This window comes from Thermoleptolyngbya sp. C42_A2020_037 (genome assembly GCF_015272455.1).
In the GTDB taxonomy this organism is placed as follows: domain Bacteria; phylum Cyanobacteriota; class Cyanobacteriia; order Elainellales; family Elainellaceae; genus Thermoleptolyngbya.
The window spans coordinates 1-13,432 of sequence record NZ_JACYLP010000056.1; the positions used below are offsets into that span (position 1 = coordinate 1).

Below are 13,432 nucleotides of genomic sequence, written 5' to 3' on the forward strand. Positions count from 1 at the left end.
AGGAGCTTCATAGGGTCAAATGTAAAGTTTTATGTCTCAATTCAACACTTCTGATACAGCTATAACTCATATCGTTAGCAAATCATCTGCTGATAAGGCAATACTCATCTTGTGACAAGCTATCTGCTATGCAACAGCAAGAGCCAGTCTATCTAAATCTAGTCTATAAAAACTTTTTGTCCCTTAACGTCGACCTCGTGTACTAGATTCGGCTATAAATTCGCTATGTCAACCTTGCGTTCAACACTTCTGCTAAGAGATAACTAAATTTTCTGCACCCGAAAAGCAATCATTTATCTGTTGGTATCGGGCATAAAGTTATGAAGTTTGAGAAACTTACAACTAATGTTTTTGCAAAAGGAATGATAGAGCTAGGGGATTTACAGCCGGTTCAACACATTCTAGATGCAGGGAGGAGTATAAAGAGCAAGATTTCTCTGCCATTTATTAAGTCAAAAAAGGTAGGCAAAAATACTTACCTTGATAAATCTGTTCAGATATTAGGCTGGAGAAATGTAGTTATTGGAGAGAATTCTATCCTCAGTGAAGGGACATGGATTAATATCAACCATCGAGAATCTAGGGAAATTAGTGTTTCTATAGGCAATAACTGTTTTATTGGGAGAAGAAACTTCTTCACAGTAGGCAAGCTGATTAGAATTGGTGATTTTTGTTTAACAGGTTCAGATTGTAGGTTTCTCGGAAGCGGTCATATTTATACATCTCCCCTTGTCCCATACATCATGGCTGGAACTACGTCTGAAGGATCTATAACGATAGGTGCGAATTGTTGGCTAGGTGCCAATGTCACTGTTTTAGAGGATGTCTCTATAGGATATGGCTCAATTGTTGGAGCTGGGGCATTAGTTACAAAGAACGTACCTCCTTTTAGTGTGATTGTTGGCAGCCCCGCGAGAGTTATTAAGCGATTCGACTTTCAAAGTAAAGCCTGGATTTCACTAGAAGAGTATTCTGAAGATAAAGACAAAGATTTGTTGAGTGAAGCCGAGTATTTGGAGATTTTGAAGCAAAAAAAATTCAGTATGAGCAGCTTTAAGGTTGCAGCTGCTAGCAGATTTGGAGATCTCTAATCAATCAGATGTACATATGGAAACTGTTTTGATTACTGGGGTCTCTGGATTTTTAGGGCGATATATTGCTCGTCTCTTTTTTGAGAAGGGGGGGATTGTGGTCGGAATAAGTAGTTCATCTTTTGAGAATGCGCCGACTACAAGTCTAAAGATTTACAGGAGCTTAAAGTTACCCGATCCAAGGTTTGCCGATGTTCTAAAAGAGTACAGTCCTACATTATGTATTCACTGTGCTGGGCGAGCCTCTGTAGGAGCTTCAGTAGAGGAGCCAGATGCAGACTTCTATACCAATACTGCTCTAACATTTGAAGTTTTGAATACGCTCAGACTCCACGCTCCATTCTGTAAATTTATATTCTTATCAAGCGCGGCAGTATACAGGAACCCTCAGCATTTACCTATTAGCGAGGATCAGCCTATAGCACCCTTATCACCTTATGGCTTCCATAAGTTTCAGTGTGAGCAGCTATGTCTTGAGTTCTCAAAAGTTTATGAATTGCGAACTGCGAGCGTCAGAATTTTCTCAGCGTATGGGCCTGGTTTACGTCGTCAGGTTTTATGGGATATTTGTCAAAAAGCGCTTACTCAGCCCCTCATATGCTTGCAAGGTACTGGACGGGAAAGCCGAGACTTTATTCATGCACTAGATGTTGCAAAAGCATTGCTGGTTATAGCTGACAAAGCTCCTATGAATGGTGAAGCTTACAATCTTGGCTCGGGAGAGGAAACTCGGATTGATTGCTTGGCAAGCCTAGTAATCAATAGCTTGAATCTAGATACTGAGCCAGTTTTTAGTGGAGTCGTTCCTGTAGGGACGCCTCTAAATTGGAAGGCAAACATCTCAAAAATTAGTAATCTTGGCTTCAATCCCTCGGTTCCTCTAGAGAGAGGAGTAAAAATCTTTGCTAATTGGTGTCAAGCTGAATTGATAGGATATTAATCAAATGCATATCTGCTTAAATATGACTGGTGGAACCCAATGGATGGGTGGTGTGATTTACATCCAGAACTTGGTTCATGCAATCAATAGTTTTGCATCCAACAGAGAGAAATGCATTAAGTTGAGCTTAGCAGTTTCTTCATCACAGAAAGAGTTGGTTGATTCAGTTTCAAAGTGGGTTGACCACGTTTATGAGAAAGAAAGTATCTACATTAAAATATGCAAGAACTTGCCGCAGTACTCTTCCATTACTGAAAAGCTCTTAAATCCCTACGAAATTGATTTTTTTTACCCCACTATCGCAAATCCAAGAGCCTCCTTCAAATGGGGTGCATGGATACCCGACTTCCAGGCCTATTACCTTCCAGAGTTTTTCTCCCTCAATGAAATCGAAAACTGTAAAAGGTGCCATAAGAAGATTGCTAAGAATGCGCCTATTTTGATTTTAAGTAGCAAAGCTGCAGAGGAAGATTTCAAGCGTTTTTATCCTGCATCAAAGGCAAGAACTAGAGTTCTTCAATTTGCTACTACTGTCCCTGTAGAATGGTTTGAACCTAATCCCTTAGAAATACAAAAAAAATATAACTTGCCTAACCGTTTTTTCCTGGTCAGCAATCAGTTCTGGAAACATAAAGACCATGGTATCATTTTAGATGCTCTCTATCTACTAAAGCAGCAAGGAAAAGATTTTACTGTTGCTTGCACAGGTAATACTCAAGATGCAAGAAATCCCGAGTATTTTTCTAAACTTGTGCAAAAAGTTGAGCGGTTAGACTTGAAGGAGCAGTTCCGTATTCTAGGCTTGATTCCTCGCTTAGACCAGATTCAGCTAATGCGGCAATGCCTAGCAGTCATTCAACCCTCTCGTTTTGAGGGTTGGAGTACAGTTGTTGAAGATGCTAAAGCTTTAGGTAAGTCTTTACTGCTTACTAAGCTGTCAGTACATGTAGAACAGGCACCACCTGACTCTTACTTCTTTGAATTGAGTAGTTATACACAGCTTGCAGAGCTAATGCTGAAGGCAGATGCCAACCTTGAAGCAGGTTTTAACCCAGAGAGAGAGGCTATAGCAAGGGAGAAAAGTGCTCAGAGGGTTCAAGCTTTTGGAGAAGAGTTTATCAACATAGCCCACGAGGCAATTTATGGAAGTTAAAGTGATAAACCAAGTCTTAATTTCGTTCATCCTAAGATCTAGAATTGGAATTGGGTAACCCATGGGTCAAGTTCTTAGACGACTAATCGGCTGTCAGGGCAGCATCCAACTGGTGACTGCCTTATCAGTCATGGCCCAGCGAGAAGAAGAGCAAAAGTCTCACAACCTAAGCTACGAGAACTATTTAGCAATCTACAGCCTCTATGCACCTGGTCATCAGGCTGAAGAATTTGCCCAAGTCATTCAACGAATGGCAGAGACCATCTATACCTGGAAAAAGATTGTCTATCTTCCAGTATCGGTGATTGACGAGATTACCCAAATGCGTCGGGTGTCGTCATCTCGCAAGGTTTACCAAAAAATTTATCAGCTTGTTGGCGTAGATACTGTAGATGAGCTTTATCTGGGCACAAACTGGCAGCCCAATAATCAGTTACTCATGAATGCCTATCGTCACTCCTGCAAGATTTGCTACGGCGATGGTTTAGGTATTTACTATGCAGATAAGCCCAAGGACTTTAATACCCAATCGTCGATAGGAAATACCATTACTCAAAGCCTAGGTCAAAATGGTAGGCTGGCAGTTAACCTCATCAGGAGATTTATAGGACTAGGAACACCCCTATTTAGAGATCCGTTTGATTATGGATACTTCCTATTGCCTCATATCACAGACAGTACGCCCTCAATGAGATTTGCTCCATCCGAGAGGCGATATTTTTTGAGCATTCTCAATCAGTTGACCACACTGGTTGAGCAGGATTATGCAGAGTCTCTACGCAAATCTATTGCAGATTCCTCTGTTACAGTTCTCCTCGGATCAAATTTCTCTGAATCCAAGCGGATGTCGCAAGACAGCGAGATTGCGGCTTATAAAGCATTTCTTCGTCAAGGAGGCATTGAGGAAAAGTCGGTGATTTTAGTAAAGCCCCACCCTAGGGATGACCACCAAAAGCTGGAAAAGTTAGAGGCTGCTCTGTCAGATATTTTTCGCCAGGTTATCATTCTCAATCAACCCGAGTTCTTTTATCTACCCTTTGAGATTTTCTTTATTAAAGTTCTTGAGCCTTGTCGGTTCGCGGGCAATGATTTGAGAGTTTTTGCTCTTAGCTCCGCCTGCCTATCTATTAAAGTCTTGCTCGATTTGGATAGCCATATTGGGTTTGGTGAAGAGATTGTGCATACCTACTTTGATCCAGAATTCGTCGCAGGGCGTTTGCAGCTTGAAGACGATTTGAGGCGCTCCCTTACAAAGATTGGCTAGAGTCGAATACCCCTAATTTATAGCTAGCATGAAAGTTCTTCACATTAGTACGTCCGACCTAGATGGCGGCGCCGCCCGAGCTGCCTATCGCCTTCATAAAGGGCTGCTGAAAATTGGTGTGGAGTCTCAAATGTTAGTGCGGGCAAAACTGAGCCACGACAGAACGGTCATCGCCCACAAGCCGCTGATGGCCCAAGTGGCCTCTAAGGTGGATGGATTACCGCTGCGGCACTACCCAAAGCGCGATCGCAGTTTGTTCTCAGTACAGTGGTTTCCCGACACGATTGTATCTAAAGTTAAGCAGATTAATCCTGATATTATTCATCTGCACTGGACCCACAATGGCTTTTTACAAATTGAGTCCCTAGCTAAATTTCAAAAGCCTTTAGTGTGGACGCTGCATGATATGTGGGCCTTTACCGGGGGATGTCACTATACTCAGGAGTGCGATCGCTACACGACGGGATGTGGCACCTGCCCTCAGATCAACAGCGAAAAACCTAAGGATTTATCGAGCAAAGTTTGGCAGAGAAAGCTGAAGTCTTGGCGAGAACTGAATATTATGCTCGTAACGCCGAGCCAGTGGATGGCAAAGTGCGTTAGCCGCAGTCCTCTGTTTGAACATTGTCAGGTAAAGGTCATTCCCAATGGATTAGATACCACTATATACAAACCCATTGATAAACTAATTGCTCGACAGATATTTAATTTGCCGCCACACAAGAAACTCGTTTTATTTGGCGCAGGCAGCACCAGTAGTGACCCTCGCAAGGGATTTCAGTTTTTGATTGAAGCACTGCAACAGCTCGACCTAGAGCGCTGGCGAGATGAGCTAGGGCTGGTCATCTTCGGTGAGTCCCAATCTACAGCTCTGCCCGTGGAATTTGAGACCCATTATGTTGGACGACTCAATGACGACGTTTCCTTAGCAACAGCCTATGCGGCCGCAGATGTCTTTGTCGCTCCCTCTATGCAAGATAACCTGCCAAACACAGTGCTGGAGTCCCTCGCTTGCGGTACGCCCTGCGTTGCATTTGAAATCGGCGGTATGCCAGATATGATCAGTTCTCGCCATAATGGTTATCTTGCAGAACCATTTAATGTTAGAGACTTGGCGGTCGGAATGGAGTGGATTTTGGAAGACTTGGAAAGATATTGTTCTCTATCAAAAAATGCGCGCGAAAGCGTAATCAGCAGGTTCTCCGAACTGTATCAAGCAAAGAAACTGCTCTCTATTTATGAGAATCATATGAATTAGCCAGTCTTCCCTCATCAAGATACCACCTATTCGACTGACATTATTTTCTTAGATTTCGTTCTGTTAATCTTGCTCACGTGTAAAACTCATGAGAAGGACAAATGTATTTACAAATTTGATTATCCTTGCAATATTCTTGAGCGGATTTGCAGATGCATTTCGAAGATTCCCATCGATAATGATCAGTCTTCAGGGATTGCTCACAATCCTGGCAGCGATTTCAAGCTGGTTCTTAATCCTTGCTCAAGGACGTATTTCAAAGTTGGTCTCTACTGCACCATTGTTGATTGCATTTATTGTGATCGGGCTAATCAATTTAGTGTTCAGTTCATCTACCACAGCTAATTTCATTGCTGGCTTTCAAAATCTCTCTGTATATATGGCCTTTGTAGGTTTCTTGATTTTGGCAACCTCTGAAAGTAGCAAAAATTTAGATGCTGTTCGGCAGATAGGAGGTGCTCTAAGTTTTACCTTTAAGATGTCTGCTGTACTGTATGGATTCAGTATATTGGTAGGCGGACCCCAAAGTGCCCTTATTATGGGGCCTAGATCTTTTGCTTTATTTATTATCCTAGGTTCTGCCTGGTTCCTCAGCTTATGGCGATGTCGCATGACTGGTGGTCTATTTTGGTTTTTCTACATAGAACTCGTCTTAGCCCTCAGTTTTTCTCGTATGGCTACAGTAATATCTATCTTGCTTTTTCCTATTTCTCAAGCTTCCTTCAAAAGTCCCAAAGATATCGCACGAATCTTTGGGATGGTAGCCCTAATAAGCATTATCGCTTGGGGTGCCTTTACCTATATTGAACCTATACGAAACCGCTTTACTAGCCAAGGAGACAGTGCCCAAATCGCTGGCATCAAAGTAAACACGTCTGGGCGTGCCGAGTTTTGGGAGCCTATTTACACGTCGGCAATGGAGTCACCTCTTTTTGGCAAAGGTGCAGGCTCGGTTGCTGAAGTGGTGTTGTCAGTTAATAGAACTACAGGTGGGCATCCTCACAATGATTATTTAAGGATTTTTCATGATTTTGGAATTCTTGGCTTTATGCTATGGATCTTTGGATATTTCGGACTAGTGCTTAAAACTCTCCGGAACTGGCTGAGAGCTGATGAAAAGGGAGAAAGAGCCGCCCAAGTTCACCTTGCAGCTTTTTTAGCTTTATTAGCAATTGCCCTGGCAATGCTTACAGACAATGTCATCGTTTATGTATTTTCCATGACTCCTCTTGGGGTGCTTGTCGGGCTTTCACTGGGTGTAAGGAAGCATAAAGCTAAGAGGGCAAAGTTAGTTAAGACTCGCGCTCAAGAGATATACACGTAATTATTTTTGTTTGGGATAATACAGTCTTGTCTTGCAGCTTATATAGACAGGTTATGTGCCATAAAACAAGAACCTAACCCCTTAAACTTGGTTCTTCTCGTGAATTTATTCAAGATTCCCAAATTGACCTGGAAGCAACAGAAGATCACGGAGTGAGTAATGCCAATAATGAAGATTGCAACAGCGTCTCAATTACCTTCTCCTCCTCTAGGAAAAGTTGGGTGGCCATGGATCGAAGAAAAGCAGATAGCTGCATCTAATTTTTCAGAGAAGGCTGATTGGCCCAAGATAAGCATTGTTACCCCGTCTTATAATCAAGCTCAATTCATTGAGGACACTATTCGCTCAGTTTTGCTCCAAGGCTACCCTAACTTAGAATACATCATCATCGACGGTGGCAGCACAGACGGAAGCGTAGAGATTATTCAAAAGTATGCACCCTGGATATCGTACTGGGTTAGTGAGCCTGATCGCGGACAATCTCATGCGGTGAATAAAGGATTTCAAAAATCTACAGGTGATATCCTAGCCTGGCTAAATAGCGACGATACTTATGAGCCTGGAGCACTTTTAAAGGCAGCAAGTTTATTCCTAAATCATGCTGATACGGACGTGCTATACGGTAATGCAAAAATTACAGATATTAACGGAAATCAGATCGGTCAAATATGTTCTGTTCCCTTTGATCCAACTGCATACCTTTACGCAACGCTTCCTATCCCTGCTCAGAGTGCCGTGTTTTGGAGGAGAGATATTTTCTTTGAAGTAGGAATGGTTAATGAAAATATGCGCTACGGCATGGATGCTGAACTGATTATTAAATTCATCCGAGCCAGAGCAAAGTTTCGTTTTCAAAGGCATATATTTGGAACCTACCGTTGTCACGAACTCAGTAAAACTTTCGGTAGCTACGAACAGTCTCGGACAGAAACCTTAAAAATTCCAGAATTAGCTGCGCTTCGAGCAGCACCTGGGTACTCCATCAGAAGGTTGCCCTACAGACTGCGTCAGTTTTTATTACTCCTTCTCCAAGGGGATATAATTTATATGGCTTCTAGAGTATTAGCGAGGTTTAATATGTGAGTTCATTCAGCATTATATTCTCTCTAAGTTTGCTCATCGTTATAATCTCCTAAAATCCCTTTTTGGCGGTGAAGGATGGAGTTTATGGAAGCAAGGACATGGAATTAGATAGAGTTACCTATTTGCTGCCTACCTACACTAGGTATCGCGTGGCTGTTTTAGACGAGATATACAAGAGAATTGGCGATGGATTTACAGTGATAACCCTAAGAGAGCGATCGCTCATACCAGAGCAGGTTGCGCTGTACATGGGAAGCTTTCCCCGCAGAATTGTTCGCGGAAGACCACTTGTTTTTGATAAAGAGTTTAAGGCTGGAAAGGGAAATTCGGCTAGGGTGCTTCTGACACCTGAGATGCCTTTTATACTTAATTCTCTGAGGCCTCGGCTTGTAATTAGTGAAGCTTTTAGCACTTGGACGATTACAGCAGCTCTATTGAATTATCCTTTAGTAATTTATTGGGAAGGAACCCACTATACAGAAAGAAATATTAAGCCGTGGAAGAGTTTCATTAGACATCTCATCACGAAGCAGACTAAAGCATTTCTAGTTAACGGTTATCTATCGAAAAAATATTTAATGGAGAAGTTTGGAGTTCAAGAAGAGTGTATCTTTGAGGGTGGTTTATGCTCTGAACCTCCACCAAGTCAGGTCATCACTAGCGTAAATAGAGGCAGAAATGCCCAAAGCTTTGCGGAACCCGTCAAGTTTATCTTCTGTGGGCAGCTAGTTCAGCGTAAAGGGCCAGAGCATCTTCTACAAGCAGTTGCTTTACTCAACAAGCGCGAGAACCTACCCCGCGATTTTTCTATCCTGATTTTAGGGGATGGATCTGACCGAGATGCGCTGAAGCATCGAGCAGAGGAGCTTGGAATTGCGAATAAGGTAGCCTTCAGAGGCTTCATCCAGCCTGACTGCGTATGGCCGTATTACGCAGAGAGTGATGTATTTGTCTTGCCGACCCTGCATGATAATTGGCCCCTTGTAGTGCCCGAAGCGATGTCTATGAAATTGCCAGTGCTGCTGTCTCGGTATGCAGGAAATTCTTACGATCTCGTGCGAGAAGGTGAAAATGGATTTATTTTTGAGCCGACGGATCATGCAAGGCTAGCGGATCTTATGGCTCTATATATTGAAGATGTTTCTCTGATTGAGAAACATGGAAAAAGAAGCGCGGAGATTGTATCCCGCTACAATCCGGCAAGCGCGGCTGATGTCTATCTCAAGGCGATTGATTTTGCTGCATCCAGAATTGAGTTTAAGCCCTAGGCACTCTGGGTCGAAAGACTTTGCATAGTTGAATCTGCTATATGTTCATGATTTTTGAATTTCCTTAAGGTTAGATAATTTGATACCAGGTCATTGGGCACCAGGAGAGTATCCAGTAACTCATGAAAATCTTACTCGCTCATAATTATTATCAGCAAAAGGGCGGAGAGGATAGTGTTTTTCTTGCAGAGGCCAAGCTGTTAGAGTCTAAGGGGCATGATGTGTATCAATACACAGTGCACAATGATTGCATTGAAGGGATGCGCTCTATCGACGCGGCGCGAGCAACGATATGGAATTCAAAATCATATCAAGACCTGCGAAATTTAATTCGTAATAGAAACTTTCAAGTTGTTCACTTTCACAACACATTCCCTCTGATATCACCAGCTGCCTATTATGCAGCTAAAGCTGAAGGCTTATCAGTAATCCAAACCCTGCACAACTATCGCTTACTCTGTCCCAATGCTGAGTTTTTTCGCGCGGGGGAGGTCTGCGAACGCTGCTTAGGGAAGGCAATTCCACTGCCTAGCGTGCAGTATGGGTGCTATCGGCATGATCGATTAGCCTCTGCCGCTGTGGCGTCTATGCTTGCCATTCATCGAGGCCTAAATACCTGGAATCGGATGGTGGATCGCTACATTGTTCTGAACTCATTTGCCCAGAAGAAATTTGTCGAGGGCGGCTTTGCTCCCGAGAAACTGGTGGTAAAGCCTAATTTTGTAGACCCCGATCCAGGTTTTGGAGCAGGAGACGGAGGATACGCTTTGTTTGTTGGTCGTCTGGCACCCGAAAAGGGGATCGGTACACTGCTCGCGGCTTGGCAGCACCTTGGGGCAGACATTCCTTTGAAAATTGCTGGAGATGGACCACTGGCCCCGCAAGTTGCGGCGGCTGCCCAACAGACTGAAGGTGCGGAGCAGCTCGGGAAGATACCGATGGATGAGGTTTATGAATTGATGGGAAAGGCGGCGTTTCTGGTATTTCCTTCTGAGTGGTATGAGGGATTGCCGCGAACGATTGTGGAGGCCTTTGCCAAGGGAACGCCTGTGATTGCGTCTAAGATTGGGGCGATCGCCGAGTTGGTCGATCACGGACGCACTGGCTTGCTGTTTGAACCGGGAAATGTAGAAGACTTGGCAAATCAGGTGAGATGGGCGATCGCCCATCCTAACGAGCTAGCAAGGATGCGCCAGGAAGCTCGTGCTGAATTTGAGGCGAAGTACACCGCCGACGCAAACTATCGACAATTGATGGAAATCTATGCAATGGTGGGGGCTTCTGAACGCTGAGATTGTGGAAGAACGACGCGACTGCCTAGCTGAATCTTCAAAACGGAGATTTCCTGATTCGTTGAGCTTTGGGCGGATTAATTGAGTACGGCGATCGCCCCCGTCCCTCTGCGTCTGTTCAGCTTTGTAACCAACACGCTATGACCCAAGCAGCTATCCTCACACTTACGCTCCAGCCCGTTGCGGGTCGGCATGTGTTTGTTCCACCGGAGCCTGCGCTTCAGTTGCGGCGTGCGGTGCAGCCGGAGAGTGAGGTTCTGGAGCGGCGGCGTGTAGATGGCAATAGAGAGGGCGATCGCCCCCTCCTTTCTCCCCCAGTTCCCACTGTCGTTCCGCATCGAGTCGGTGTGGCAGTGGGTGTGGCGATCGCCGCTGCTGTGGGCACCACGCTCTACCACAGCTATACGCCGCCGCTATACAAAAGCACGTTTGAGCTGGTTCCCGTGGCGCAGCGATCGCAGACCAGCGGCACGGCCACAGCGACGACTGACATTCGGCCGGAGGTGGATCAGGCGACGCTGATTCAGGTGTTGCGGAGTCATCAGGTGTTGCTGCCTGCGGTGCGCGATTTGCGGGCGTATAACATCAATCTGAGTCCGGCAGCGCTGGCGCAAAATCTGGAAATTGTGCCGCTGGCGGATGGGCGACTGGAAGTGCGATACCGCCATCGCAGTGAGCGTGTGGCGCAGATGGTATCGCGGCAGCTTGCCCAAACCTATGTGGACTATGGCGATCGCTGTCGGCTGGATGCGTGCTACGCGCTGGAGCAGGCAAAGGCAGATCTGACCGCGGCGACGGGTCAGGTGGCGCGGCTGGAGCAGGCGATCGCCCAGTTCCAGACCCGCCCCGAGGCCCAAAACCTTAGCCACCGCGCCGACACCCTGACCCGCCGCACCGCTGAATTTACCCGCTACCTGACGCAGACCGAGCAAGAGCTAAAGCTGGCGCAGCAGCGATATCAGGTGCTTCAGGCTCAGCTTCCTATTGCCAACGCCCGTAGCATTTTGCAGCAGCAGGCAGACTATCCAGCCTTGCTACAAGCCCTGCACCAGACCGAGGGGCAAATTGCAACAACGCTTACCCAGGCGCAGCCCGACGCTCAAACTTTGCAGGCGCTCTATCAGCGTCACCAACTCCTCAGCGGGCAGATGACTCAGCAAGTGGCGATCGCCCTCAACCAGTTCCTCCTGACGCAATTTCCAGAACTAGCTGCAAGCCCGGAAACACTGCCACCCGCGCTCTCGCAGATCGAACAAGCCTTTGGGCTGGCGCATCAGGTGAACCTGCTCAGCGCTCGACAGCGGGCGATCGCCCCCATCCACCAAGCCATGCAGGCCGACAAGCTGAGGCTAGCAGAGCTACTGCAATATCAGTCTAAACTGGAAACCCAACTGGCGGTGCAGCGGCGAATCTTGCAAGAGAGCCAGCAGCAGCACGCCCGCCTCCAGCAGGAAATTTCTGAGCGTCGGATTGTGTGGCGTGTAGCAGGTGCTTAAGCGTCACTTTCGAGCTTGACTCGAAAGCATAGAGTTGAACGAGCATGACGCTGTACGCCTGCACATGGCAGCAAAGCACCAGATTTACGCACTTGCGATGAACTTGCTAGATTTTGGATGCTTTTCCTCTGGCGGTATTCCCGAGGAGTCGTCCAACTGCGTAAGCCCTATAGGTTTGGTTTTCTGGATAACCACCTAATAGCCAAGACAGGCAGGTGAGAGATATTATCAATATGGATTGCATCCGCCATACAAGTGATGTGAACTTTTGAAACTATTTAGCACTGCATTTAGCACTGCATATATGAATTAGCAGCCAGCTAAAGGGCGAGCAAACATAAGCTAAGAGCGTTAGCTACTGCTCAATACATACTTGAGGTACTTGAGGACAAAGTTTATGACATCTGCCTTTGCCAAGCCTCCGGCGAAATGTGTATCTGCTGCGTTTAAAGATCAGGTAAAGCTGCAAGATGCTGTCCAGCGCTTGCTGAATCGGGGTGTACCCAAAGAGCGTATTTCAATTGTAGGGCGTAATTTTCAATCCGAAGCTCGAATTACTGGATTCCTGACCAAAAAGGACGTGATTCTGGATGGATTAGCCAGTGGAGCCTTCTACGGTTCGCTGTTTGGTTCTGTCTTGAGTTTGCTCACAGGTGTAGGGGTGTTGTTCATTCCCTTTCTAGGAGCAGTGGTGGCGGCTGGGCCACTCGCTGCTGCACTGCTAGGTGCAACGAGTGGCGCGTTGTATGGAGCCTTGGGAGCCGGTTTGGGGTCCGCCTTAATGTCGCTAGGGATGCCCCAAGATAAAGCTGCAATTTATCAAACGCGGGTGCAAGCGGGCGAATTTTTGCTCGTCGTAGAAGTTCCTGATGAAAAGTCTGGTGAGACTTTTTTGCTCTTGCAAAGTGCGGGAGGTGAAGAAGTGGCCATCACGGAGATGCAAATTCCACAGGAATCGGACGGAGAAATGACGGGAAGAGACCAAATTTCGCCAGAAATACGGGCAGATTTGTCAACGGAAGCTCAGCAGACTTTTTTAGAAACCTATAATCAAACGCTTAGCGAGTCCTCCGAGAAAAGTAACGCCTTGATGAAAGCTTGGGAGCGGATTAAACAGTTGTTCGAGCGGGATGATAAGGGCATTTTTTCAAAGCGCAAAGCCGATAATAATCAGAAAGACTCAGGAACGAGCTAGGGATTAAGCGGGATGAGGCTGAGACACCATTACCTAATTTAAGTTACAGAGAAAATTAGGTTGATTTT

At 45.7% G+C, this 13,432-nt stretch carries 11 protein-coding genes; all 11 read left to right on the forward strand.

Annotation, left to right across the window (positions count from 1 at the left end; all coding sequences use genetic code 11):
- The first annotated feature begins 320 nt into the window (after positions 1-320).
- The 11 genes from IGS16_RS19740 to IGS16_RS19790 all read left to right on the forward strand — a co-directional run bounded on the left by IGS16_RS19740 (position 321) and on the right by IGS16_RS19790 (position 13,364).
- Positions 321-1,091 (forward strand): acyltransferase, encoded by a 771-nt coding sequence (locus tag IGS16_RS19740; RefSeq protein WP_297088404.1) that lies wholly within the window; start codon positions 321-323, stop codon positions 1,089-1,091.
- A 16-nt stretch (positions 1,092-1,107) separates the two neighbouring features.
- A complete protein-coding gene (locus tag IGS16_RS19745) occupies positions 1,108-2,031 on the forward strand; it encodes an NAD(P)-dependent oxidoreductase (RefSeq protein ID WP_297088406.1) in 924 nt (307 codons plus the stop codon).
- A 4-nt stretch (positions 2,032-2,035) separates the two neighbouring features.
- Positions 2,036-3,184 (forward strand): glycosyltransferase family 1 protein, encoded by a 1,149-nt coding sequence (locus tag IGS16_RS19750; RefSeq protein ID WP_297088408.1) that lies wholly within the window; start codon positions 2,036-2,038, stop codon positions 3,182-3,184.
- Between the two features lie 61 nt (positions 3,185-3,245).
- Positions 3,246-4,448 (forward strand): polysialyltransferase family glycosyltransferase, encoded by a 1,203-nt coding sequence (locus IGS16_RS19755; RefSeq protein WP_297088410.1) that lies wholly within the window; start codon positions 3,246-3,248, stop codon positions 4,446-4,448.
- A 28-nt stretch (positions 4,449-4,476) separates the two neighbouring features.
- A complete protein-coding gene (locus IGS16_RS19760; RefSeq protein WP_297088412.1) occupies positions 4,477-5,706 on the forward strand; it encodes a glycosyltransferase family 4 protein in 1,230 nt (409 codons plus the stop codon).
- 88 nt (positions 5,707-5,794) lie between these two features.
- Positions 5,795-7,030, forward strand: coding sequence for an O-antigen ligase (locus IGS16_RS19765; RefSeq protein WP_297088414.1), 1,236 nt, complete (start codon positions 5,795-5,797; stop codon positions 7,028-7,030).
- 168 nt (positions 7,031-7,198) lie between these two features.
- Positions 7,199-8,113, forward strand: a complete 915-nt coding sequence (locus IGS16_RS19770) for a glycosyltransferase family 2 protein (RefSeq protein ID WP_297088416.1) — start codon at positions 7,199-7,201, stop codon at positions 8,111-8,113.
- 68 nt (positions 8,114-8,181) lie between these two features.
- Positions 8,182-9,381 (forward strand): glycosyltransferase family 4 protein, encoded by a 1,200-nt coding sequence (locus IGS16_RS19775; RefSeq protein ID WP_297088797.1) that lies wholly within the window; start codon positions 8,182-8,184, stop codon positions 9,379-9,381.
- A 122-nt stretch (positions 9,382-9,503) separates the two neighbouring features.
- Positions 9,504-10,673, forward strand: coding sequence for a glycosyltransferase (locus tag IGS16_RS19780; protein WP_297088418.1), 1,170 nt, complete (start codon positions 9,504-9,506; stop codon positions 10,671-10,673).
- A 140-nt stretch (positions 10,674-10,813) separates the two neighbouring features.
- Positions 10,814-12,169: a hypothetical protein gene (locus IGS16_RS19785; protein ID WP_297088420.1), complete on the forward strand. Its 1,356-nt coding sequence runs from the start codon at positions 10,814-10,816 to the stop codon at positions 12,167-12,169.
- 397 nt (positions 12,170-12,566) lie between these two features.
- Complete coding sequence (locus IGS16_RS19790) at positions 12,567-13,364, forward strand: ChaB family protein (RefSeq protein ID WP_297088422.1); 798 nt, start codon at positions 12,567-12,569, stop codon at positions 13,362-13,364.
- The last annotated feature ends 68 nt before the right edge of the window (positions 13,365-13,432 follow it).

Coding starts and splice junctions, on each gene's coding strand:
- IGS16_RS19740 (WP_297088404.1), top strand. CDS start 321: ATGAAGTTTGAGAAACTTACAACTAATGTTTTTGCAAAAGGAATGATA.
- IGS16_RS19745 (WP_297088406.1), top strand. CDS start 1,108: ATGGAAACTGTTTTGATTACTGGGGTCTCTGGATTTTTAGGGCGATAT.
- IGS16_RS19750 (WP_297088408.1), top strand. CDS start 2,036: ATGCATATCTGCTTAAATATGACTGGTGGAACCCAATGGATGGGTGGT.
- IGS16_RS19755 (WP_297088410.1), top strand. CDS start 3,246: ATGGGTCAAGTTCTTAGACGACTAATCGGCTGTCAGGGCAGCATCCAA.
- IGS16_RS19760 (WP_297088412.1), top strand. CDS start 4,477: ATGAAAGTTCTTCACATTAGTACGTCCGACCTAGATGGCGGCGCCGCC.
- IGS16_RS19765 (WP_297088414.1), top strand. CDS start 5,795: ATGAGAAGGACAAATGTATTTACAAATTTGATTATCCTTGCAATATTC.
- IGS16_RS19770 (WP_297088416.1), top strand. CDS start 7,199: ATGAAGATTGCAACAGCGTCTCAATTACCTTCTCCTCCTCTAGGAAAA.
- IGS16_RS19780 (WP_297088418.1), top strand. CDS start 9,504: ATGAAAATCTTACTCGCTCATAATTATTATCAGCAAAAGGGCGGAGAG.
- IGS16_RS19785 (WP_297088420.1), top strand. CDS start 10,814: ATGACCCAAGCAGCTATCCTCACACTTACGCTCCAGCCCGTTGCGGGT.
- IGS16_RS19790 (WP_297088422.1), top strand. CDS start 12,567: ATGACATCTGCCTTTGCCAAGCCTCCGGCGAAATGTGTATCTGCTGCG.